The sequence below is a fragment of the Martinezella lusitana genome (assembly GCF_016901135.1).
Classification (GTDB): Bacteria; Pseudomonadota; Alphaproteobacteria; order Rhizobiales; family Rhizobiaceae; genus Rhizobium; species Rhizobium lusitanum_D.
The window spans coordinates 235,540-257,823 of record NZ_JAFEVL010000030.1; the positions used below are offsets into that span (position 1 = coordinate 235,540).

Annotated in this window: 21 protein-coding genes; 3 read left to right on the top strand and 18 right to left on the bottom strand. The window is 60.9% G+C overall.

Annotated elements, in window-relative coordinates; translation table 11 throughout:
• The first annotated feature begins 91 nt into the window (after positions 1–91).
• A complete protein-coding gene (locus tag JTP94_RS12260) occupies positions 92–931 on the top strand; it encodes an endonuclease/exonuclease/phosphatase family protein (protein ID WP_204850763.1) in 840 nt (279 codons plus the stop codon).
• A gap of 170 nt (positions 932–1,101) precedes the next feature.
• Positions 1,102–1,899, top strand: coding sequence for an NAD(P)-dependent oxidoreductase (locus JTP94_RS12265; protein WP_204850764.1), 798 nt, complete (start codon positions 1,102–1,104; stop codon positions 1,897–1,899).
• 28 nt (positions 1,900–1,927) lie between these two features.
• Here JTP94_RS12265 and JTP94_RS12270 read toward each other — a convergent pair whose 3' ends face one another.
• From JTP94_RS12270 to JTP94_RS12330, 13 genes are all read right to left on the bottom strand, one after another.
• Positions 1,928–2,974, bottom strand: a complete 1,047-nt coding sequence (locus tag JTP94_RS12270) for a sulfate/molybdate ABC transporter ATP-binding protein (RefSeq protein ID WP_204850765.1) — start codon at positions 2,972–2,974, stop codon at positions 1,928–1,930.
• Positions 2,975–2,985: 11 nt separating this feature from the next.
• The gene (gene cysW, locus JTP94_RS12275) at positions 2,986–3,858 is read right to left on the bottom strand and encodes a sulfate ABC transporter permease subunit CysW (protein ID WP_204850766.1); all 873 of its coding nucleotides are present in this window, start codon (positions 3,856–3,858) and stop codon (positions 2,986–2,988) included.
• Entirely contained in the window at positions 3,848–4,705 is an 858-nt protein-coding gene (gene cysT / locus JTP94_RS12280) for a sulfate ABC transporter permease subunit CysT (RefSeq protein WP_204850767.1), read from the bottom strand. The genes cysW and cysT overlap by 11 nt, the downstream gene beginning before the upstream one ends.
• Before the next feature lie 6 nt (positions 4,706–4,711).
• A complete protein-coding gene (locus JTP94_RS12285; RefSeq protein ID WP_204850768.1) occupies positions 4,712–5,740 on the bottom strand; it encodes a sulfate ABC transporter substrate-binding protein in 1,029 nt (342 codons plus the stop codon).
• Between the two features lie 161 nt (positions 5,741–5,901).
• Entirely contained in the window at positions 5,902–6,357 is a 456-nt protein-coding gene (locus JTP94_RS12290; protein WP_204850769.1) for a PTS sugar transporter subunit IIA, read from the bottom strand.
• A 101-nt stretch (positions 6,358–6,458) separates the two neighbouring features.
• Positions 6,459–7,151 carry a response regulator gene (locus JTP94_RS12295; protein WP_204850770.1) on the bottom strand — a complete coding sequence of 231 codons (693 nt, stop codon included), beginning with the start codon at positions 7,149–7,151 and terminating at the stop codon, positions 6,459–6,461.
• The gene (locus JTP94_RS12300) at positions 7,148–9,859 is read right to left on the bottom strand and encodes a sensor histidine kinase KdpD (RefSeq protein WP_204850771.1); all 2,712 of its coding nucleotides are present in this window, start codon (positions 9,857–9,859) and stop codon (positions 7,148–7,150) included. The genes JTP94_RS12295 and JTP94_RS12300 overlap by 4 nt, the downstream gene beginning before the upstream one ends.
• 61 nt (positions 9,860–9,920) lie before the next feature.
• Positions 9,921–10,526 (bottom strand): K(+)-transporting ATPase subunit C, encoded by a 606-nt coding sequence (locus JTP94_RS12305; protein WP_204850772.1) that lies wholly within the window; start codon positions 10,524–10,526, stop codon positions 9,921–9,923.
• Between the two features lie 11 nt (positions 10,527–10,537).
• A complete protein-coding gene (gene kdpB / locus JTP94_RS12310) occupies positions 10,538–12,625 on the bottom strand; it encodes a potassium-transporting ATPase subunit KdpB (RefSeq protein WP_204850773.1) in 2,088 nt (695 codons plus the stop codon).
• Between the two features lie 47 nt (positions 12,626–12,672).
• Complete coding sequence (locus tag JTP94_RS12315) at positions 12,673–12,834, bottom strand: hypothetical protein (protein WP_204850774.1); 162 nt, start codon at positions 12,832–12,834, stop codon at positions 12,673–12,675.
• 12 nt (positions 12,835–12,846) lie between these two features.
• Positions 12,847–14,550 (bottom strand): potassium-transporting ATPase subunit KdpA, encoded by a 1,704-nt coding sequence (gene kdpA / locus JTP94_RS12320; protein WP_204850775.1) that lies wholly within the window; start codon positions 14,548–14,550, stop codon positions 12,847–12,849.
• Between the two features lie 32 nt (positions 14,551–14,582).
• Entirely contained in the window at positions 14,583–14,672 is a 90-nt protein-coding gene (gene kdpF, locus JTP94_RS12325; protein WP_034509905.1) for a K(+)-transporting ATPase subunit F, read from the bottom strand.
• Positions 14,673–15,028: 356 nt separating this feature from the next.
• Positions 15,029–15,937 (bottom strand): TIGR03571 family LLM class oxidoreductase, encoded by a 909-nt coding sequence (locus JTP94_RS12330; protein ID WP_204850776.1) that lies wholly within the window; start codon positions 15,935–15,937, stop codon positions 15,029–15,031.
• Positions 15,938–16,180: 243 nt separating this feature from the next.
• On the opposite strand from JTP94_RS12330, the gene JTP94_RS12335 reads away from it, so the two are divergent.
• Complete coding sequence (locus JTP94_RS12335; protein ID WP_204850777.1) at positions 16,181–17,200, top strand: LacI family DNA-binding transcriptional regulator; 1,020 nt, start codon at positions 16,181–16,183, stop codon at positions 17,198–17,200.
• Positions 17,201–17,250: 50 nt separating this feature from the next.
• Here the strand turns inward: JTP94_RS12335 and JTP94_RS12340 are convergent, their stop codons facing one another.
• The 5 genes from JTP94_RS12340 to JTP94_RS12360 form a co-directional block, all read right to left on the bottom strand.
• Positions 17,251–18,261 (bottom strand): zinc-dependent alcohol dehydrogenase family protein, encoded by a 1,011-nt coding sequence (locus JTP94_RS12340; RefSeq protein ID WP_204850778.1) that lies wholly within the window; start codon positions 18,259–18,261, stop codon positions 17,251–17,253.
• Between the two features lie 109 nt (positions 18,262–18,370).
• On the bottom strand, positions 18,371–19,429 hold the full coding sequence (locus JTP94_RS12345) for a carbohydrate kinase family protein (RefSeq protein ID WP_204850927.1): 1,059 nt from the start codon (positions 19,427–19,429) through the stop codon (positions 18,371–18,373).
• A 2-nt stretch (positions 19,430–19,431) separates the two neighbouring features.
• A complete protein-coding gene (locus JTP94_RS12350; protein ID WP_204850779.1) occupies positions 19,432–20,100 on the bottom strand; it encodes a D-lyxose/D-mannose family sugar isomerase in 669 nt (222 codons plus the stop codon).
• Positions 20,100–21,254, bottom strand: coding sequence for a Gfo/Idh/MocA family protein (locus tag JTP94_RS12355; RefSeq protein ID WP_204850780.1), 1,155 nt, complete (start codon positions 21,252–21,254; stop codon positions 20,100–20,102). The genes JTP94_RS12350 and JTP94_RS12355 overlap by 1 nt, the downstream gene beginning before the upstream one ends.
• Positions 21,255–21,275: 21 nt before the next feature.
• Positions 21,276–22,100 carry a class I fructose-bisphosphate aldolase gene (locus JTP94_RS12360; RefSeq protein ID WP_204850781.1) on the bottom strand — a complete coding sequence of 275 codons (825 nt, stop codon included), beginning with the start codon at positions 22,098–22,100 and terminating at the stop codon, positions 21,276–21,278.
• Positions 22,101–22,284 lie beyond the last annotated feature (184 nt).

Genomic DNA, 22,284 nt, shown 5'->3' on the forward strand with positions numbered 1-22,284 from the left:
GGCCTTTTTACATGACAAGGCCAGCCTTCGCTTCCTATACTCCTACCGATACGCCCGGCGTGGTCTGGTCAAGGGAACGGTCGACGGACAAATGCGGAAAAAGAAAGAAAGTCTCCGTGCGAGCATCCTGGAAAGCCTGAAGAGCAGAAGCAAATCGAGCCCCAAGCAAGCCGGCAACCCTGCCCGCCCAGAAGGCACTCTGATCGCCTCCTACAATGTTCATAAATGCGTCGGCGCCGACCGACGCTTCGATCCCGAGCGGACCAGCCGGGTCATCCATGAAATCGATGCCGACGTCATCGGCCTGCAGGAGGCCGATACGCGTTTTGGCGAACGCACGGGCCTGCTCGATCTGCGCCGGCTCGAACGCGAGACCGGGCTAATTCCCGTGCCGATCGCCGGCGTCACCAAGGCGCATGGCTGGCACGGCAATGTCGTGCTGTTCAAGCAGGGTACTGTGCGCGACGTGCATCAGATAAAGCTGCCCGGGCTGGAGCCGCGCGGCGCCTTGATTGCCGAGATAGAATTGGCGCGTGGCGGAAGCATCAGGATCATCGCCGCGCATCTCGGCCTGCTGCATCGATCGCGTGCCCAGCAGACGCGCCTGATCGTCGAGCTGATGAATGACGGCGGCTCAATCCCGACAGTCCTGCTTGGCGACCTCAATGAATGGCGGCTCGGCGACCGTTCGTCGCTCAGCACCTTCCAGGCCGCCTTTGGGCCATTGCCTCCGGCCGTGCCGAGCTTCCCCGCGGCGCTGCCGCTTCTGGCATTGGATCGCATCATGGCCAACCGGCGCGGCATGATCTCGGCGGTCGAAGTCCACGACTCGCCATTGGCGCGCATCGCGTCCGATCATCTGCCCATCAAGGCCGTGATCAGGTTGGAGACATTGGACGGTGAAGCCGCGGCGCATTCGCGCACTGCCTAGAGATCGCCGGCGTCGCAGTTTGCTTGATCAAACATTCCCGGCGATCAGCCTGATATAACACCACATTCCGGCCTTCCTCGCTTTTGCATAGGCACTCCGCAGATATATGGTGACTGCCGAAAGACCATCTTATAACGTCCCCACCGACTAGACCGATCCGGGAGGAAATCATGCTGAAAACTCTGCTGCTGACTGGCGCTGCCGGTGGCGTCGGCCAGGCGCTCAGGCCGCTTCTGTCGCAGATTGCCGAGACTGTCGTGCTGTCCGATCTCACGCCCATAAACGACCTTCGCCCGAGCGAACGCTTCGTTGCCTGCGATCTTGCCGACCGCAGCGGGGTCGAGGAATTGGTTAGGAGTGTCGACGGTATCATTCATCTCGGCGGGATTTCGCTTGAAAAGCCCTTCGACATGATCCTGCAGGGAAACATCGTCGGCCTCTACAATCTCTACGAGGCTGCCCGCGCTGCCGGCAGACCGCGCATCGTCTTTGCCAGTTCGAACCACACGATCGGCTTTTATCGCCGCGACGAGCGCATCGACAACACTGTGCCGACACGACCCGATTCATTGTACGGCGTTTCCAAGGTGTTCGGCGAGGCGGTGGCGAGCCTCTATTTCGACAAGTTCGGCCAGGAAACGCTCTCCGTGCGCATCGGCTCGTGCTTTCCCGAGCCGCGCAACACGCGCATGCTGGCAACCTGGTTCAGCGTCCGGGATTTTCTCTCCCTCTGCGGACGCGCCTTCGAAGCCCCCCGGCTCGGACATACGATCGTCTACGGCGTCTCCGACAATGACGAGCAATGGTGGGATAACGGCAATGCCGCCTTCCTCGGCTGGAAACCGCAGGACAATGCTGCCCATTGGCGGGCCGAAATTCTCGCCAAGACACCGGCGGAAGATCCGAACGATCCGGCCGTCATCTTTCAGGGCGGCGGCTTTGCTTCAGCCGCTCACCCCGAAGACTGAGGCGGAATTATCAGCACCGCGATCGATTTTAACTGCCGTTGCGAAACAGCTTCCAACGGGTCGGCCTGAATGCGATGCGGTTGCGGTCGAGAGCATCTGCCTTGTTCGGCGGCAGCTCGATCTCGATATGATCGTGGCTGGCGCCGATATTGATTTCGAGATGGCGCGTGCCGGCGACACGCCGGCTTCCAACGAGCAGGCCGGCGATTGCACCACCATCGCCTTCATGAAGTTCGATATCGTGCGGACGGAAATAGAGATAGGCCTCGCCATCCGGCTCGTGCGGCGTACTCAAACCGAGCGGCCTGTCCTCGAACCATATCTCGCCGCTGGTGATGCGCACCTTGACGCGGTTGGACTGGCCGATGAAACCATAAACGAACGGAGAATTCGGCGTATCGTAGATCTCGTCCGGTGTGCCGACTTGCTCGATTGCGCCTTTGTTGAGAACCACGACCCGATCGGCAAGCTCCAACGCCTCTTCCTGGTCGTGGGTCACGAAAACCGTCGTGTGACCGGTGCGATCGTGGATCTCCCTGAGCCACTTGCGCAAGTCCTTGCGCACCTGAGCATCGAGAGCGCCGAAAGGCTCGTCCAGAAGCAGCACGTTTGGCTCGACCGCCATGGCGCGCGCCAGCGCTACACGTTGCCGCTGTCCGCCAGAAAGCTGCGCCGGATAACGCTTCTCCAGCCCGTTGAGCTGCACCAATTCCAGCAGTTCCGTCGCACGCCGGTGAATTTCCGCGCGTGGCGGGCGACGCGATGCAGAGCGCACCTTGAGGCCGAATGAGATATTCTCCAGCACGGTCATATGCCGAAACAGCGCATAATGCTGGAACACGAAGCCGATATTGCGCTGCTGCACGGTCTTTCGCGAGGCATCCTCCTCGCCGAAAAAGATCTGGCCTTCCGTCGGCGTCTCCAGCCCGGCGATCAGCCGCAGAAGCGTCGTCTTGCCGGAACCGGACGGCCCGAGAAGCGCAATCAGTTCGCTCGAACGGATATCCAGGGAGACGTCATGCAATGCGGGAAAGCGACCGAATTCCTTGCGCAGGTTTTGAACGCGAACTTCCATCAAAAATTCCTTCAGTGACGCCGGCTGGCTGCGATCTCTTCGCTATAGCGCATTTCCAGCAACGTCTTCAGTATAAGTGTGACAAGGGCAAGCATGGCCAGCAGCGTGGCAACGGCAAACGCCCCCGAGAAATTATAGTCGTTATAAAGAATCTCGACCTGCAGCGGCATGGTGTTGGTTTCGCCACGGATGTGACCCGAGACGACAGAAACGGCGCCGAATTCACCCATGGCTCGGGCGTTGCAGAGCAGCACGCCGTAAAGCAGACCCCATTTGATATTCGGCAGCGTGACATACCAGAAGGTCTGCCAGCCATTGGCCCCGAGCGAGAGCGCCGCCTCCTCGTCCGCGTTTCCTTGCTCCTGCATCAGCGGGATCAATTCACGCGCGACGAAGGGGAAAGTCACGAACATCGTCGCCAGGACGAGACCGGGAACCGCAAACAGGATCTGGATACCATGGCTCTGCAGCCAGGGGCCGAGCGTGCTGTTAGAACTGAACAGCAACACGAACACCAGACCCGATATGACCGGAGAGACAGAGAAAGGCAGATCGATCAGAGTCGTCAGGAATGCCTTGCCCTTGAATTCGAACTTGGCGATTGCCCAGGCGGCAGCGACGCCGCAGACGAGATTCAATGGCACGCTGATGCCGGCGACGATCAGTGTCAGCCGGATGGCCGCAAAGGTCTCCTCGTCGACCAAGGCATCGAAAAATGCCTCGATGCCCTTGCGGAAAGCCTCGACGAATACGGCGGCCAGAGGCAACAGCACCATCAGCGTCAGAAAGACGAGCGAGATCACCACGAAAATAATGCGCGCGACCCGGCTTTCGGTGATGACGGGATGTTCCACACCGGAGGCGGCGGAAAGATCATGTGCCATAGCCGTACCTCCTTCTGCTCCACGCCTGAGTGAGATTGATGATCAAAAGCATGGTGAAGGAGATGAACAACATCACCGTCGCGATCGCCGTTGCCGCCGCGTAATTATATTCCTCGAGGCGGATGACGATAAGCAAAGGCGCAATTTCCGAGACATAGGGCTTGTTGCCGGCGATAAAGATGACCGATCCGTATTCGCCGGCAGCACGCGCAAAAGCCAGCGCAAAACCGGTGAGCGCGGCAGGTGCCAGTCCCGGCAACAATACCCGGGTGATCGTCTGGAAACGGGTCGCTCCCAAGGTCGCAGCCGCCTCTTCGACTTCGCGGTCGATTTCCTCCATGACCGGCTGCGCGGTGCGCACCACGAAGGGCAGACCGACGAAAATCAGCGCGATGACGATGCCAACCGGAGTGAAGGCGATCTTGATGCCGAGCGGCGCCAGAAACTGTCCGATCCAGCCGGTCGGTGCATAAAGCGTCGTCAGCGCGATACCGGCGACTGCTGTCGGCAGCGCGAATGGCAGATCGACCATGGCGTCGATGACGCGCTTGCCGGGAAAACGGTAACGCACCAGAACCCAGGCCAGGATGAGGCCGAGGACGGCATTGACGAGCGCCGCGATGAAGGCGCCGCCAAAACTCATGCGCAGCGCGTAAAGCGTGCGCAGATCAAGAGCCAGGGCCCAGAATTTCTCCCAGCCAAGAGAGCTGCTCTTCCACAGCAACCCCGACAGCGGGATGAGAACGATAAAGATGAGCCAAGCCAAGGTAACGCCGAGTGCCAATCCGAAGCCCGGAATGACACTCGGCTGCCGAAACCGCCACCGTTTGCGGGTTATGGATTGCATTCAGACTTATTTTCCCGGCTTGTAGACCTGATCGAAGACGCCACCGTCGTCGAAGAACTTCGGCTGAGCTTTAGCCCATCCACCGAAATCGTCAATCGTTGCGAGCTTCAAAGCCGGGAAACGGGCGACATCCTTGGGATCGGCCGCTGCCGGCTTGATCGGCCGGTAATAATGCTTGGCGGCGATCTTCTGACCATCATCCGAGTAGAGATAGTTCAGATAGGCTTCCGCAATCTTGCGGGTCCCCTTGGCGTCGACATTGCCATCGACGACTGCGACCGGCGGATCAGCCCGGATCGAGAAAGACGGGGTCACGACCTCGAATTTATCGGCACCGAGTTCGTCGATCGAGAGGTAGGCTTCATTTTCCCAGGCAAGCAGGACATCGCCGAGGCCGCGCTGGACGAAGGTCGTCGTTGCGCCGCGCGCACCGGTATCGAGAACCGGCACATGCTTGAGAAGTTGCGTGAGATACTCTTGCGCCTTTGCGTCGTCGCCGCCATTGGCCTGTTTGGCCCATGCCCATGCCGCCAGAATATTCCAGCGCGCGCCACCCGATGTCTTCGGGTTCGGCGTGATGACTTCGACGCCGTCCTTGACCAGATCCGACCAGTCCTTGATGCCCTTCGGGTTGCCCTTGCGCACAAGGAAGACAATGGTCGAGGTATAGGGAACGGAATTGTTCGGGAACTTGGTCTTCCAGTCCGCGGGGATCTTATGCGTCGCCTTGGCGATCGCATCGATATCACCCTCGAGCGCCAGGGTGACGACATCGGCATCGAGACCGTCGATAACCGAACGGGCCTGCGCGCCGGAACCGCCATGCGAAGCCTTGATATTGATAGTCTCGCCGGTGTCCTTCTTCCACTTCGCAGCGAAGACGGCGTTGAAATCCTTATATAATTCACGCGTCGGATCGTAGGACACATTCAGAAGCGTCTTGTCCGCAGCCCATGTCGGCGCAACCGCCGCAATCGAGAAACTGCCGATCAGAACTGCGGTGGCGAGAAGCCGGGAAAGCTTTATCGTCTGCATGGATGAACCCCCTTCGTTTGTCTTTAAACCCTATCAACTTGGTCGTATAAAGTAACGAAGACCGTTCCCGTTTTGGGGAATTCCAGAGAACAGCATCCCATAGAATCCGGAAAAATGAAATCACATTCTCGCTTGGCTACAACGCTCCACAATCACCGGTATCAGGCGACGGAGTCGGACATGAAAACGGAATAAAGTTCGTCCGCGCTTTTTGCCTGCCGCATCGCCGTCAGAACACCCTCCGTTCTCAACCGCCTGGCAATTGCGGAAAGCACGTTCAGATAGTCGCTGCGCGCGCCTTCCCCGAAAAGCAGCACGAAGGCCCATTCGGTCGGGATGTCGTCGATGGCCTCGAAATCCACGGGATGAGAGAAACGGACCAGCAGGCCACGCGGCCTGGTCATGCCGGCGATCGCGGCGTGCGGAACAGCAACGCCATTGCCGATACCGGTTGTTCCGAGCCTCTCGCGCGTTTCCAGCGCCCGAAGGACCGTGCCCTCGTCAAGGCCGAAACAGCTAGCCGCCTTTGACGAGAGCATCTGCAATGCCCGCCATTTGGTCGGGGCCGACATCCCGATGAAGACATGCTCGGGCAGGATGATAGTGGAAAGGGCCATGGTCGCTCTTAGGGGGTCGGACAATCGATAATGCTGGAGTGGTGTTCATCGCGACATCGGTCAGGACAAGGGCGCCTCATCGCAGGACCGAATCCTTCGCCTCATTCCGGTTCGCGTAGGCGGTAGCCGACGCCTGTCTCAGTGGTGATATAGTGGGGCTGATCGGGAATCTGCTCGATCTTCTGCCTGAGCTGGCGGACATAGACGCGCAGATATTGCACATCCGCCGCCGGCCCCCAGATCTGCTTCAACAGGAACTGATGGGTCAGCACCTTGCCGGCATGCTGGGCAAGCACACGCAGGATATCGTATTCCTTCGGCGATAGCTTGATCTCCTTGCCCTCGACCTTGACGATGCGCTTGACGAGATCGATCGAAAGGCCGCCGGTCTGGAAGATCGCCTTTTCGCCCTGCTGCTGCAGTCGGTGGCGCAGCGCGACGCGGATGCGCGCCGCAAGCTCGTTGACGCCAAAGGGCTTGGTGACGTAGTCATCCGCCCCGCTTTCCAATGCCTTGACGATGCCGGCCTCATCGGTGCGGCTCGATAGAATGACGACCGGAATCTGCATGCCATCCTCACGCCATTCGATCAGCAGATCCTGGCCGGACTTGTCGGGCAGTCCGAGATCGAGCACGATCAGGTCAGGCCGGTCTTCGTCCACGGAGGCCTGGGCGGCGGCGGCATTCTGCGCCTCGTTTACAGTGTAGCCCTGGGCACCGAGACCGACGCGCAGCAACTTGCGGATCGGCGGCTCGTCGTCGACAACGAGAATCTTGACGGCAGTCGTGTTCATTTCAATTCATCCAGCTTCGGGATATCCGTTGGTCTTGGCAGGCGGATGGTGAAGACCGCCCCCTGACGATCCGTTCTGTTGCCGGCGGCAATGGTACCGCCCATGGCCTCGATGAAACCGCGGCAGATGGAAAGGCCGAGACCGGTGCCAGCCCGCACCTGATCACCCTTGCGCACGCGGTAGAAGGTATCGAAGACGCGCTCGAGATCGGCGGGCGGGATGCCAGGCCCCTCGTCCATGACCCTGAAAACGATGTTGTCGATATCGGCCCATGCCTCCAGGCGGATAGCCGAGGTCTCAGGCGCATATTTGGCGGCATTGTCGAGCAGGTTGAACAGCACCTGCTCGAACAGCACGGGATCGACCCGCACCATCGGCAGATCGACCGGCATCTGCACCTCGACGCGATGGCGACCCAACATCTTCGTGGCCCGTCGAAGGGCGCTCCCGACGATATCGCCGGCATAGTGCAGCGCATAGTTCGGCTCCATCGCACCGGACTCGATCTTCGTCATGTCGAGCAGGTTGGCAATGAAGCGGTTCAGCCGTTCGGATTCATCGATGACAGTCGCCAGAAGATCGACACGATCCTCGTGCGGCAGCGTTTCAAGATAGTCACGCAGCGTCCCGGCAGCACCCAGGATGGCGGCGAGCGGCGTCTTCAGGTCATGGGAAATCGACGTCAGCAGCGCCGAGCGCAGCCGGTCTGCCTCGACGGCGAGCTTTGCCCGGTCGACGTCCGCCACCAATTGCACGCGCTCGATAGCAAGCGCCGCCTGATCGGCCAGGGCATCGAGCAGCCGCTGCTGTTCCGGTGTCAGGAGCGGCCCGTCGCGCCGATCACTGTCGAGACCGATGACGCCGACGGCGGTGCGGCCGGTGCGCAGCGGAACGTATAGACGTTTGGCGCCGGGCAAGGTGTCGGCGCCGCGACCGGCCGCATGATTGTGCTCCCAGGCCCAACGCGCCGCGGCGATATCGGCGTCGTCGAGCGTATCGTCTGGCGGATAGCCGGCCTTGACCGCGATCGTGCCACTCTCAGGCAGAAGCAGCACGACCCGCAGCTTCAGCATCGAGGCCAGCTGAAAAGCCGTCGCCCACAATACGTCATCAAGCGTGCCGGTGCCGGCGAGCTTCTTGGAGAACAGGTAAAGATCTTCCGTCGTTCGCGCCCGCTGGCGCGCGGCCGACGCCTGCCGCTGCACGGTCGCCGTCAGATTGCTGGCGATGACAGCGACGCCGAGGAAGAAGAAGAAGGCGAGCACGCTTTCCGGATCGCTGATCGTCAGCGTGTAACGCGGAGGCAGGAAGAAGAAATTGAAGGCGAGTGCACCGAGAATACAGGAATAAAGCGCCGGACGCAGCCCTTGCGTCACCGCGGTCGCCAGGACCGCCATCAGGAAGACGAGCGCCAGATTGCGCACGTCGAGCACCTGATCGAGGATGACGCAGAAACCAAGCGCGACGGCGACATAGAGCGTTGCCAGCACATAGCCGTGCAACTGGAAGGGGGTAGGAGCAGGCGCCGACCGGACGCCGCGGCTGGCGGCCTGGGCATCCGCATCGTTGCCGGAAATGACATGGACGCTGATCTCGCCGGCCTTGCGGATCAGATCATAGGAAACCGAGCGGCGCGACCAATCACGCCAGGACCCCAGTTTCGGCGAGCCGATGACGATATGGGTGACATTGTTGCTGGCGGAATGACGGATCAGTTCCTCGGCCACTTCGCGGCCGGGAATGGTGATGGCCTCGCCACCGAGCTGTTCGGCCAGTCGCAGCGTTGCGGCGATCGTGTCGCGCTGCGGCTCCGTCAGGTTGATCGAGCGGTTGGTTTCGACATAGACCGCAGCCCAGGGCGCGCGCAGGCGGGAGGCCATGCGCGCGGCATAGCGCACCAGCGAGGCCGAGCGCGGGTGATGATCGATGGACACCAGCACGCGCTCGCCTGCAGCCCAAGGGCCTGAAATCGCATGCGCCTGCATGTGGGTGAGCAGCTGATCGTCGACGCGCTGCGCCGTGCGCCTGAGCGCCAGCTCGCGTAGCGCCGTCAGATTGCCGGGTGTGAAATAGTTGGTCAGCGCCCGCTCAGCCGTATTCGACACATAGACCTTACCATCATGCAGGCGTTTGATCAGGTCGTCGGGCGTCAGGTCGATGATCTCGACATCGTCGGCGAGATCGATGATCGAATCCGGCACGGTCTCGCGCACACGGACGCGGGTGATCTGGGAAACAACATCATTCAGGCTTTCGACATGCTGAATATTCAGCGTCGTATAGACGTCGATGCCACGGTCCAGCAGTTCCTTGACATCGAGATAACGTTTCGGGTGGCGGCTGCCCTGCGCGTTGGTATGGGCAAGTTCGTCGACCAGCACCAGCTGCGGCCGGCGTTTCAGGATGGCGTCGAGATCCATCTCCTCGAGCGCCCGTCCCTTGTAGTCGACCTTGACACGCGGGATGATCTCGAAGCCCTCGATCAACGCCTGCGTCTCGCGTCGGCCATGGGTTTCGACGACGCCGACGACCACATCCACGCCATCGGCGATCTTCGCCCTGCCGGAGATCAGCATCTCGTAGGTCTTGCCGACGCCGGGCGCAGCACCCAGAAAGATCTTCAGCCGCCCGCGTGCCTCGGCCCGCGCCTTTTCGAGAAGCGCATCGGGCGAAGGCCTGCTCAAGGTGTCGCGACTATCGTCTGGCATCAATTACTCTTTCGTGACGCACTGAGGTTGAGGCGACTATCGCCGCCTCAACCCTTTGGTCTTACTGAGTCATAGAAGCATCTAACGCCTGGTTCAATGCCAGGACGTTAACGACTGGCTCGCCGAGAACCCCAAGCTCGCGCCCCTCGACTGCTGCATCGACGATCGTATGGAGCTTGGCCTCATCCATGTTGCGGGCCTTGGCGACGCGCGGGATCTGGAAGTAGGCGTCATCAGGCGAGATATCCGGATCGAGACCGCTGCCTGATGTGGTCACCAGATCCATCGGAACCGGCATGTTCGGGTTCTGCGCCTGCAAGGTGGCGACGTCGCCCTTGATGCGGGTGATCAGGCTCGCACTGGTCGGGCCGAGATTGGAGCCCACGGAATTGGCCGCGTTGTAGGGTGCGGCAATCGACTTGGTTGCGTCATTCGGGTCAGCGGCGGTTGTCGCCGACGGACGGCCATGGAAGTAGCGGTCGGTGGCGAAGTTCTGGCCGATGAGGGTCGAGCCGATCACCTTGCCGTCCTTTTCCACCAGGCTGCCGTTTGCCTGGTGAGGGAAGAGCGCCTGGGCGGCGCCCGTCATGGCGATCGGATAGAGAAGGCCTGTCACGGCAGTGGTGACCACGATCATGACGATGGCCGGTCTGATTTGTTTCAGCATGGAAAAGCTCCTTAAACGAGGCCGATGGCGGTAATCACCATGTCGATGGCCTTGATGCCGATGAAGGGCACGATGATACCGCCAGCGCCGTAGATCAGCAGATTACGGCTGAGCAGCGCACCGGCGCCAATCGGGCGATAGCGAACACCCTTCAGCGACAGCGGGATCAGCGCAACGATGATCAAGGCATTGAAGATGATGGCCGAAAGAATGGCGCTTTGCGGCGTCGCCAGCCCCATGATGTTCAGCGCCTTCAGCTGCGGATAGAAGGCGATGAACATCGCCGGGATGATCGCGAAATATTTCGCAATATCGTTGGCGATGGAGAAAGTGGTCAACGCGCCGCGGGTCATCAGCAGCTGCTTGCCGATTTCGACGATCTCGATGAGCTTCGTCGGGTCGCTGTCGAGATCGACCATGTTGCCGGCTTCGCGCGCGGCGACCGTGCCGGTGTTCATGGCGACGCCGACATCGGCCTGGGCAAGTGCCGGGGCGTCGTTGGTGCCGTCGCCGCACATGGCGACGAGCTTGCCCTTGGCCTGCTCTTCGCGCATCAGTGCCAGCTTCATTTCCGGCGTCGCCTGGGCGAGGAAGTCATCCACGCCGGCTTCCGCGGCGATGGCGGCGGCCGTCAGCGGATTGTCGCCCGTGATCATCACGGTGCGGATACCCATGCGGCGCAGTTCTGCAAAGCGCTCACGGATACCGCCCTTGATGATGTCCTTGAGATGGATGACACCGAGCAGGCGGCCGTCGCGGGCTACCGCAAGCGGCGTACCGCCGGCCTTGGCGATCTCGTCGGCGATTGCCTGCAGCTCGCGAAGCGTCTCGCTCGTGGTGCGCGAGATGACAGCCGTACCATCGGTTCCGCTGTTTGCGGCACCGTCCACATAGGCAAGCACCGCATCGACGGCGCCCTTGCGGATCGAGGAGCCATCGAGGTCGACGCCACTCATCCGCGTTTGGGCGGTGAAGGGTACGAAGGTTGCCTTCAGGCTCGTCATGTCGCGGCCGCGGATCGCATATTTCTCCTTGGCGAGCACGACGATGGAGCGTCCCTCAGGCGTTTCGTCGGCAAGCGAGGCGAGCTGGGCCGCATCGGCCAGATCCTGCTCGCTGACGCCCCTGACCGGGCGGAAGGCGGTCGCCTGGCGATTGCCGAGGGTGATCGTGCCAGTTTTATCGAGCAGCAGCGTGTCGACGTCGCCAGCGGCTTCGACGGCGCGGCCCGACATGGCAAGCACGTTGAAGCGCACCAGGCGGTCCATGCCGGCGATACCAATGGCCGACAGCAGCGCGCCGATGGTGGTCGGGATCAGCGTCACGAACAGGGCGACGAGCACGACCGTCTGGATCGAGCCGCCGGCATAGGCTGCAAAGCTCGGGATCGTCACCGTAGCAAGCACGAAGATCAGCGTCATGCCGGCGAGCAGGATGTTGAGCGCAATTTCGTTTGGCGTCTTCTGTCGTTCGGCACCTTCTACGAGTGCGATCATGCGGTCGATGAAGGTCGAACCGGCTGCTGCCGTGATCCGTACGCGGATCTCGTCCGACAGCACTTGCGTGCCGCCTGTCACGGCGGAGCGATCGCCGCCCGATTCGCGGATGACCGGAGCCGATTCACCTGTGATCGCCGCCTCGTTGACCGAGGCCACGCCTTCGATGACTTCGCCGTCCGACGGGATGATATCGCCGGCCTCGACGAGAACAACGTCGCCGACCTTCAGGCTGGTGCCCGGCACCATCTTGTAGTCGGTCCGGCTGTTGCCGCTCAGAAGTTTTGCCTGGGTTTCGGTGCGCGACTTGCGCAGCGAATCCGCCTGCGCCTTGCCACGGCCTTCGGCAACAGCTTCGGCGAAGTTGGCAAACAGCACCGTGAACCACAGCCAGATATTGATCTGCAGGGAGAAGGCGAGATTGCCGCCGCCGCTGACAAGGTCACGCAGGAAAAGGACGGTCGTCAGCATTGAAACGACGGCGACCACGAACATGACGGGGTTCTTGGCAAGCGTGCGCGGGTTCAGCTTTTGGAAAGCAGCGCCGACCGCCGGAATGAGGATGCGAGAATCCAGAATACTCGCTGATTTTAACTGGCTCATAAGAGGCTCCAGCGTGAAGAGGAAAACGTCAGATCGGAACGCACCGATCAGCCGATTAAGAATCCGAAGATGACGAGGCCGAGGAACAGGGTGACCATCGCCAAGAGAATGGCGTCAGAGGCACAGGTCGTCCCGGCTGGGCCACGCCCCCTGTCGAAGGGGCGTGGATCGATGACTTTTCTAAGCTTGGTCAAAAGCGAACCGCTCATGACATCAATCCTTTAAAAGGTCTGGCCTGCGATCATCGACAGATGTTCGACGATCGGTCCGAGCGCGAGCGCCGGGAAGAAGGTCAGGCCGCCGACGATGAGGATCGTGCCGACCAAGAGGCCGACAAAGAGCGGACCATCCGTCGGGAAGGTGCCAGCGGAAGCCGGGACCGTCTTCTTGGTGATCAACGAACCGGCAATCGCAAGCGCCGGCACGATGACCAGGAAGCGGCCGATCAGCATGACGATAGCGAGGGTGACGTTATACCAGGGCGTGTTGCCGGAGAGACCACCGAAGGCCGAGCCGTTGTTCGCCGCCGCCGAGCTGTAGGCATAGAGGATTTCGGAGAAGCCGTGCGGACCGGGATTGCCGATGGAGGCTACTGCCGACGGCAGCACGACGGAGATCGCCGTGAAGATCAGCATGCCGAAGGGCAGGCAAAGCACGGCGAGCATCGCCATCTTCACTTCCTTGGCCTCAATCTTCTTGCCGAGATATTCCGGCGTGCGCCCGACCATCAGGCCGGCAACGAAGATGGCGATGATCACGAACATCAGGATGCCGTAGAAACCGGCGCCGACGCCGCCGACGATGACTTCGCCGAGCTGCAGGTTGATCAACGGGATCATACCGCCGATTGCTGTGAAGCTGCCATGCATGGCGTTGACCGCGCCGCAGGACGCCGCCGTGGTAATGACCGCAAAGAGCGACGACAGCGTAATGCCGAAGCGGACTTCCTTGCCTTCCATATTGCCGCCCTGGACGCCGAGCGCATGCACCAGCGGATTGCCGGCAGCTTCAGCCCAATAGGTGACGATGACGCCGGCGATGAAGAGCACGCCCATCGCGCCGAGGATTGCCCAGCCCTGACGCTGATTGCCGACCATGCGTCCGAAGACGTTGGTCAGTGCAGCGCCGATCGCGAAGATCGCCAGCATCTGGATCAGATTGGAGATCGCATCCGGATTTTCGAAGGGATGAGCGGAGTTGGCGTTGAAGAAGCCGCCGCCATTGGTGCCGAGCATCTTGATGGCAAGCTGCGAGGCGACCGGGCCGACGGCAATCGTCTGCTGCGCGCCCTCGAGCGTTGTGGCGTTGACATAGGGTCCGAGCGTCTGCGGCACGCCGAGATAGACGAACACCAGCGTCAGGACGATGCAGATCGGCAGCAGTACATAGAGCGTCGCCCTGGTCAAATCGACCCAGAAATTGCCGATCGCCTTGCCGGAAGCGCGCGAGAAGGCGCGTATCAGCGCAATGGCGAGCGCAATACCGGTCGCGGCGGAGGCGAAGTTCTGGACAGTGAAACCGGCCATCTGCACGAGATAGGACATCGTGCTTTCGCCGCCGTAGTTCTGCCAGTTGGTGTTGGTTACGAAGCTCGCGGCGTTGTTGAACGAAAGCTCCGGGCCGATCGAGGACATGCCTGCGGGATTGTAAGGCAGGCTCCCCTGGAACCGCTGCAGGATATAGAGTACGAAGAAGCCGGCGAGGCTGAACAGAATCATGGAGATCGAATAGGTCGTCCAGTGCTGCTCTTCGCGCTCATTCGTGCCGGCGAGACGATAAAGTCCCCGTTCCAACGGACCGAGGACATAAGAAAGAAATGTGCGCTCGCCGGTAAAGACACGCGTCATGTAACCGCCGAGCGGTTTGACGAGCAGAAGAAGGATCCCGATGTAAATTAGGATCTGAAGCCATCCGTTGAAGGTCATGCGGGTAACTTTCCCTATCCAGCGCTATGGAATTAGAAGCGCTCGGGGCGAATGAGAGCGTAAATCAGGTAGGCGGTGAGAAAAAGTGTCACGCCGCCACCGAGAATGTAATCGAGAAGCATTGCCGTCTCTCCGACTAGAGGCTGTCGCAGGCCTTGGTGTAAGCGACACAGAGGAGGAAAAATAAAACGCCGATCCCGACAAGAATAATGTCCATCATCGATCGCGATTCCTTGATTGTTCTTGTTGATTGCGAAAATGATACAGGGCGCCCTTGGTAAGAGCGCCTCTTTTCTTTCCGCACAGAGAGAAGATCACCTAGCGTGTATCTTCGCCATACAATATGCGACTAAACCGCATTAAGGTTCGAGACGGCGGGAATGCAGAAGATATAAAAATCTTATAAATGCCAGCACCGGCAGTCCGGCGCTCTCGAATGCCTTGCCGACGATGGATGGCGTCTGCCGCGCCGCGCCGTCTAGACCAAAGCAGGCATCACGTCCCCGGCGATTTCGTCCATGACGTCGCCTGGCGGCCTATCTCCCGAAACGAGATTGAACGCGACGTGATGAATGCCGGATTCGCGCATGGCCGATAGCGCGCCGATCAGCCCTTGCCTGCCCGTTCTGCCACCGAGATTTATCTCTTCGTAGGCCGCATCGGGCTTATCGACGAGCTCCAGCACCATCGACTGGCCGAAGCCGCGGAATTCCGTAGTCACTTTCGCCTGGGCATTATGCCAAAGCGTCAGCCGGTCCCTTTGGACGGGCAATTGCCGGTAATATGTCATCCATGCGGTCGCGTGCCGAGCGATCCATTCGAGCGATTGCGACGAAGAACCGACAGCCACCAAAGGAATGGGTGCCTGTTGCAACCTCGGTCTGACGGCGAATTCTCTTCGCACCTGGCCGTTCTCGTCCAATATCTCCTGATTCGGGCGAAGCGCGGCAGCCAGGCGCTCCCAATTTTCCTGAAAGATCGACTTCCGTTTCTCCAGATCTTTCCCGAATACCTCGTACTCGGTCGGTCTGTTTCCCGACCCGAGACCAAGCACGAACCGCCCTCGCGACAGGGCCGCCACCGAAAGCGCGGCCTTGGCAATATGCAGAGGATGTCTCAGAGGCAGAACGATCGCGCCTGTCGCCAGGCCGATGTTCGATGTGACCGCCGCCAACGCTCCAAGGAAGACCCAGGGATCGGCGTGTCCGACGGGATCCGGATAGCTTTCGCTGTTCAGCGGCACATCCCGGACCCAGAGCGCATCGAAACCCAATTCGTCCGCATGGCTTGCGAGCTTCAACTGGGCATCGAACTCGACATCGGCGGAGGTTCTCGGTTGGGCCGGCAGGACGATACCGAATGAAAGTCGATCTGGATGAAAAAGCACTTCGCGCCCCAACAGATATTGCCGTAGCGCTGAGATAAGGATGTTTACGCGTGATAAAAGAGCCTGAGGCTCTTTGCTCATGCCTGATAGGATCGACGCCGACGTTGCCGATCGCTGTCAATGATCGCCCCTATTGCGCTTGATGCGACGTGCCGCCAGTGATTTAGTCGGTGCCGACATAGAGTTGAACGTCTACAGCCCGTCGGGCGAATGTTCCACCGCCAGACAAAGAAATGCGAGCAAGTGACGACCAGCATCAGACATATCGCCAAGCTTGCAGGAACATCGGTCTCTTCAGTCTCGCGCGTGCTCAACAATAGCGGCTATGCCTCCCCGGAGCTCAGACAACGTGTGGAAGCGGCGATCCGCAAGCTGAACTACACGCCGAGCAAGGGCGCCCGCATGCTGCGGGGTGCGCCGAGCCGGATGATCGGGCTGATGCTGCCGTCGATCGATGTACCTTTCTTCGGGATTCTCGCCCATGCCATCGAGCAGGAATTGTTCCGGCACGGCTACCAGACGCTGATCTGCAGCACGGCGGAAAACATGGAACACGAGGCGCGCTACATTTCCATGCTGCTGTCCCAGCGCGTCGACGGCGTCATCGTGGCCAGCGCCTTCGGCAGCATCGAACATTTCGGGGCGCTGCGCGATGCCGATATTCCGATCGTCGCCATCGACCGCGAACTGGGTGGTATCGCAAACGATGCCGTCATGGCCGATCACGAGGAAGGCGGGCGGCTGATGGCGCGCCATCTGATCGGTCTCGGCCACCGGTCGATCGCCATCGTCGGCGCACCCGCGCATAGCCAGCCCGTCCAGCTTCGCCTTGAGGGCATGAGGGCGGAAATGGCGAAGGACCGGATCGCGCCCGCGGTGGTGACGATGGCGGAGGAGCATAGCTTTGCGGCAACCTATGAGCTTGCTCGCGAATTGCTCACGTCCCGGCCGGAAGTGACGGCGATCGTCGGCACAACAGATATTTCGGCGATCGCAGTCATCCATGCGGTCCAGGATCGCGGCTTTTCTGTTCCGCGCGACTATTCAGTGATCGGCTTCGACGACTTGCCGGAGGCCGCCTATGTCTTTCCCCGATTGACCACGGTCGCACAGCCGATCCGCGAGGTCGGTGAGCAGGCGGCGCAGCGATTGAAGGCGTTGATCGAAGAGCAGCAGGCGGGGCACGAGCCGCGACAGGGCATGATCGTCAAGATCCCCGTGACGCTGATCGAACGCGACTCCACGGGACCTGTCCGCGGCTGAGGCGAGCGGCGTGTAGCTGACCGGCAAGATAGGCCGGTGATTTCCCAAAGCTAGGGTCGGACGATGACCTTGATCTCGCCCGGCAATGGCGCGCTGCCGACCACGTCTGCAACCTCTTCGAGACCTATGGCTTTGGTCACCAAGGAGTCCAATTCCAGCGCTCCGCTCGCGACCATTGCCGCGGCACGGGAATGCGTGAACGGGTTGAGATAGGCCGGCCTGATATCGACCTCGTTGACGAGCAGGTCGAAGGGCAGAACGGGCACTTCAATGCCAGCCGGCGTCACGCCGAACAGCACGAACGTGCCGCCTCGTCGCGCCATCCTGAGACCGGTCTGCAAGGTGTCGGCGACACCGGCACACTCGATGACGACATCTGCGCCGCCTTGGGTAACATCTCGAACGGAAGCGACCGTGTCCGAAGATGCTGGATCGAAGGTGTGCGTAGCGCCCAGACGCAACGCCGTCTCGCGCCTCGATAGCTGTCGCGTGATCAGGATCACCTGGCTTGCCCCGGCCAGGCATGCCAATTGCACCACGAGAAGGCCGATCACACCTCCGCCCAGGATGGCGACGCTATCGCCTGGTCGGATGTCTGCCTTGTCGATGGCATGAATGCAGCAGGCGAGCGGTTCGCAGAAGGCGCCATGCACGGGATCGAGATCGGACGGCAGCGTGAATGCCTGATCAGACGGCAGCGCCACATATTCCGCGAAGCCGCCGTCCCGTGTTACTCCGATGGCCGTCAGCCTTGCACACAGGTTCGGTCGCCCGCGCCGGCAGGCCTGGCAGGTGCCGCAGGCGATATTCGGGTCCACGGTGACGAGTTCTCCGCCGGCAAACGACGAGACGCCATCGCCGACCTCCTCCACGATGCCACAGAATTCGTGGCCGAGCGTCACGGGGAGCGCTGTCGGATACTCGCCCTTGTACATGTGCCGATCGGAGCCGCAGATGCCGGCAGCCAAGACGCGGACGAGGAGCTCGCCGGGTCGGGCAACCGGCTTCTCAACGGTGCGCATGATCATGGACCCGATCGATTCCAAGCGGACAGCCCTCATTCCTCGCCTCCAATCTTCAGATTCCATTGATCATCGCCGCATGATGCGCCAATCGTCACGATAAACTACACCAATTGCCAACAATGCTGATGACCTCATGAGCGATGCTCTATGCCGGATGCATTTCCTTCGCATCATCGACGAGGACCGCCATGTCGGGGATGCCATCCGTCGCCGTCGCACCTCCCAGGCAGCGGGCGGCGGCGGCGTGGGCAACGGCACAGATGCGCTCGACCGGCCAATTCTCGTGCAGGCCGTAAAGCACGGCGGCGCAAAACGCATCGCCGGCACCGACGGTGCTGACGATGTCGCCTGGATCGACGGGCCGCGAACGTGTGACAACAGGCAAGGCATCTGGCGCAAACCAGAAGCAGATTTCCGGCGCATGAATGACGGCACCTCTGGCCACGCCCGCCGCAAGCAGACGCTCGCCGGCCGTCAGAATTCCCGCTTCGATCAGGTCTCCCCGCGCGTCGCGCACGGTCACGCCCGTTGCGCGACCCGCCTCCACCTCATTGATGATCAGGAAATCGCAATATGGCAGCGAAGCGCCGACCTTGGCTGCGAATTCCGGATCTTCGCTCGATACGAAATCGACGCAGGTCGTAAGGCCCGCGCGACGGGCGGCTTCGAGCAGGCGCGACGCTCCCGAGCGGCCATCCGGATCGAGCCGGTCGAGACCAGGCAACAGCATAAGATAACCGAGATAGAACAGCCGGTAGCCGGCGCTCGCGAAGACCTCGGGGAAGACGAGCGCATCCGTGACCGCATCATTGGCACCGCCGTGATAGAAGAACGTGCGGTTCTCACCCGGCACATTCATGACATGGGTATGCGCCGTCGCCCGGTCGGACAGCACCATCAGCCCACCGACATCGATACCCGCATCGATCAGGCGCGACTTGACGATCTCTCCGTCAATATCGGCGCCGACACATCCCGCTGCCGCCAGCTTTCCGGGAAACCCGAGCGAGGCGAGGTCGGTGACGACATTGGCGGCTCCGCCCCCCACACCCAGATCCTGATGTAGAATGTGGGAAAGATTGCCCTGTTCGGGCCAGTAGGACAGTGTGTGAACGCGGTCGACGATGAAATTTCCCGCGCAAACGATGCCGCCCGTCTTCTGCCTTTTGCTGCCGCGAACCTCCTCCCCTTCCCCTGTCCGCATCATCAGCCTGCCTCGTTCCACAAGGGCCTGAGAGGCGGCTCATCCTCCTCGATTGCGGCAAAGCGCCCGATCGGCTCCAGAAAGAAATTATCGCTATTGTCGTCGTTGACCTGGCTGACTTCGCCGACGAGAACCGGGCCGCCGCCTTTTCTGCCGTAGAAACGATGATAGAGCCCGGTGCGGATCGTCACGCTCTGGCCGGGTGAAAGAACCAGCGGTTCCCATGCCGCGAGCTTGCCCGGCAGTCCGTCCACCGGAACGGTGACATCGTCCTTCAGCACATTGCCTTCGGCGTCGGCCGCGGCGAATTCGATGACGAGATCGCCGCCGGCCCGGGTGATGATATCTTCCATCTTCGCCGCATGACGATGGGTCGGCGTTACCTGGCCTTCCTCGACGAACAGCAGTTTTTCAGCATAGCTCCGCTCACCCTCGGCGCCGACGATGCCGTTGCGCAGGCAGAACAGCACGAGACCGCATTCTGCAAACCGGCCCGAGCCGAAATCGGTGACATCCCAGCCCAGCTGATGGGCACGCAGATAGGCTGTCGCCTGCGGATCGGCGGCGAAATCCGCCGCTGTCCAATATCCCCAGCTCGGCAGGGACCAATGCCAGTGTTCAAGAGTTTCGGTCGCCCGCCGCAATGCGGCGTTGATCTCTGAGCGCTTCATCAGATCGCTGCCCCCTCATAGTCGACCGGCACCACGATGTTCTCACGGCCGGATCTGAGCGCCGCCGTCAGAACCGCGTGATGCGCCTGTGCCTCGGCCGGGGTGGCGCAGCCAAAGCCGTTGGCGTTCCCGCCTGCCAGCTCATCGACGAAGGCCGCCCACATCTGCTGGATGGCGTCGGCAAAGCCGAACTCGAAAATCTTGCCGGTGATTGCCGGAAACAGCGAGCCATATCCGAGGTCCTCGGTGCTCCAGGCCTGCGTACCGCCGGTATAATCCATCCACTGCCACTGGCGCGGCGACTTGGTGCTGAAGAAGGCGCTCTTCTTCATGCCGAGAATACGAATGTACCAGGTGTTGGATTCGCCGGGCGCGATGCGCCAGGTTTTGAGCACCATCGGGAAATCCTGATCCGCCGTGCGCACCCGGCTGCTGATCGTGGCATTGTCCCAGGTGGTGCAAGGCGCCATTCCGCCCTTGCCGTCAGGACGCTCGGTGACCTTCTTGACCAGTTGCGCATGCAGCGTGGTCGGGCGCCAGCCAAGCCGCAACGGCACGTGCAGGACATGCATGCCGAGATCGCCCATGCAGCCGTACTCACCGTTGATCTCAGCCATGCGCTTCCAGTTGATCGGCTTCTGCCGGTCGATATCGGACGAGTGCAGGAAACCCGCCTCGACCTCGAGGATGTCGCCCATCTCGCCGCTTTCCGCGAGGGCGATGACCTTCTGTGCACCAGGGAAGAAAGGCATTTCCGACGAGCAGCGAACCAGCAATTCCGGGTGCTCGACGAGAGCCGCCATGATCTCGCGGTTCTGAGCCGCATCCATGCCGAATGGCTTTTCACCGAGCAGATGCTTTCCGGCCTTCAGAATGTCGATATAGAATTGCTGGTGCAGCACATGCGGCACGGCGCAATAGATCGCGTCGATCTCTGGATTGGCCAGAAGCTCCTTATAGTCGCCGGTAAACTGGCGCACGGTCGGCACATGATCCCTGAACCAGTCGAGCAGCGTCGCATTGGTGTCGCAGACGGCGACGATTTCCGGTCGCGCCTTCACGTCGGCAAGATGTAGCCAGCGGGCGGCCGCACTTGCGAATTCACGCCCCATCAGGCCGCAGCCAATGACGCCGAAACGGAATACCCTTGTCATGTCCATTCCTCCCAGGATGCGTCAGGCGAGATGCCGCGAGGCTTCCTCGACGGAAGCCGCGTCGTGGACGATCGCCATCAAGGCGCGTGTCATGCCGGCAGGATTTTGGTGCTGGATGACGTTACGGCCATAGACGATGCCGCGCGCGCCCTGCCCCATCAACTGCTTGGTGCGGCTCAGGATTTCCTGATCAGAAACACGCCCGCCGCCGCGCACCAGCACAGGAAGACCCTGAGCGATCTCGATGACTCGGTGATATTCTTCGACGTTGTCGCACGGGTCGGCCTTGATGATATCGGCGCCCAGTTCGGCCGCCTGACGCACCAGCGGCAGGATCTTGTCGATCGCGCCATCGACCATATAAGCGCCCTTGGAATTGTCCTGCATGACCAGCGGCTCGACCATCAGCGGCATGCCATAGATCTCGCATTCACGCTTCAGGCTGTTCACGTTGCGCACGCAGGCGCGATAGACTTCGGGCTGGTCCGGCAACATTAGGAGATTGACGACGACGCAGGCCGCATCCAGCGCCACGCCCTGCTCCACCGCCCGGTCGATCATTTCGGAAAACAGCGCTGACGGCAGCGGATTGCCATAGATGTTGGCGATATCCGTGCGCAAGACCAGTGCCGGTCGATGCTTGCCGGGGATTGCTTGCAGCAGAGGCGCTGTACCCGGCGGCAGCTGGATAGCATCCGGCGCAGCATCCGCAATCACCTTGATCGCGGTCTTCATGTCCTCGATGCCGGCGAGGAAGGTCCGTTCATTGAACATGCCATGATCGATGGCGACGTCGAAGCAATTTCCGGACACGCCAAAAAGGCGGTTGAGCCGCGCGGACTTCATCCAGTTCCTCCCAGTATGGTAACGTTTCCATACTACAGTAGAGAACGGGCATAACGAGTCAAGACAGATGCGGTATCGTTTCCACATTTGCCTCGTTTGGGTTCCTGAGAGATTCTAAAAGTGACGAGCCTGATGAGGCCCGTCTTCCTAATTCGGCTCACCGCTTGCCAAGAAGCAGGAGTGT

What these genes read in the sequence shown, in the direction of transcription:
- kdpA (WP_204850775.1), bottom strand. Translation starts at nt 14,550, where the DNA reads ATGACCTTCAACGGATGGCTTCAGATCCTAATTTACATCGGGATCCTT.
- JTP94_RS12350 (WP_204850779.1), bottom strand. Translation starts at nt 20,100, where the DNA reads ATGAAGCGCTCAGAGATCAACGCCGCATTGCGGCGGGCGACCGAAACT.
- JTP94_RS12305 (WP_204850772.1), bottom strand. Translation starts at nt 10,526, where the DNA reads ATGCTGAAACAAATCAGACCGGCCATCGTCATGATCGTGGTCACCACT.
- JTP94_RS12355 (WP_204850780.1), bottom strand. Translation starts at nt 21,254, where the DNA reads ATGACAAGGGTATTCCGTTTCGGCGTCATTGGCTGCGGCCTGATGGGG.
- JTP94_RS12315 (WP_204850774.1), bottom strand. Translation starts at nt 12,834, where the DNA reads ATGAGCGGTTCGCTTTTGACCAAGCTTAGAAAAGTCATCGATCCACGC.
- JTP94_RS12300 (WP_204850771.1), bottom strand. Translation starts at nt 9,859, where the DNA reads ATGCCAGACGATAGTCGCGACACCTTGAGCAGGCCTTCGCCCGATGCG.
- JTP94_RS12345 (WP_204850927.1), bottom strand. Translation starts at nt 19,429, where the DNA reads ATGCGGACAGGGGAAGGGGAGGAGGTTCGCGGCAGCAAAAGGCAGAAG.
- JTP94_RS12260 (WP_204850763.1), top strand. Translation starts at nt 92, where the DNA reads ATGCGGAAAAAGAAAGAAAGTCTCCGTGCGAGCATCCTGGAAAGCCTG.
- JTP94_RS12265 (WP_204850764.1), top strand. Translation starts at nt 1,102, where the DNA reads ATGCTGAAAACTCTGCTGCTGACTGGCGCTGCCGGTGGCGTCGGCCAG.
- JTP94_RS12340 (WP_204850778.1), bottom strand. Translation starts at nt 18,261, where the DNA reads ATGAGGGCTGTCCGCTTGGAATCGATCGGGTCCATGATCATGCGCACC.
- kdpB (WP_204850773.1), bottom strand. Translation starts at nt 12,625, where the DNA reads ATGAGCCAGTTAAAATCAGCGAGTATTCTGGATTCTCGCATCCTCATT.
- cysW (WP_204850766.1), bottom strand. Translation starts at nt 3,858, where the DNA reads ATGGCACATGATCTTTCCGCCGCCTCCGGTGTGGAACATCCCGTCATC.
- JTP94_RS12360 (WP_204850781.1), bottom strand. Translation starts at nt 22,100, where the DNA reads ATGAAGTCCGCGCGGCTCAACCGCCTTTTTGGCGTGTCCGGAAATTGC.
- JTP94_RS12270 (WP_204850765.1), bottom strand. Translation starts at nt 2,974, where the DNA reads ATGGAAGTTCGCGTTCAAAACCTGCGCAAGGAATTCGGTCGCTTTCCC.
- JTP94_RS12290 (WP_204850769.1), bottom strand. Translation starts at nt 6,357, where the DNA reads ATGGCCCTTTCCACTATCATCCTGCCCGAGCATGTCTTCATCGGGATG.
- kdpF (WP_034509905.1), bottom strand. Translation starts at nt 14,672, where the DNA reads ATGCTTCTCGATTACATTCTCGGTGGCGGCGTGACACTTTTTCTCACC.
- JTP94_RS12285 (WP_204850768.1), bottom strand. Translation starts at nt 5,740, where the DNA reads ATGCAGACGATAAAGCTTTCCCGGCTTCTCGCCACCGCAGTTCTGATC.
- cysT (WP_204850767.1), bottom strand. Translation starts at nt 4,705, where the DNA reads ATGCAATCCATAACCCGCAAACGGTGGCGGTTTCGGCAGCCGAGTGTC.
- JTP94_RS12295 (WP_204850770.1), bottom strand. Translation starts at nt 7,151, where the DNA reads ATGAACACGACTGCCGTCAAGATTCTCGTTGTCGACGACGAGCCGCCG.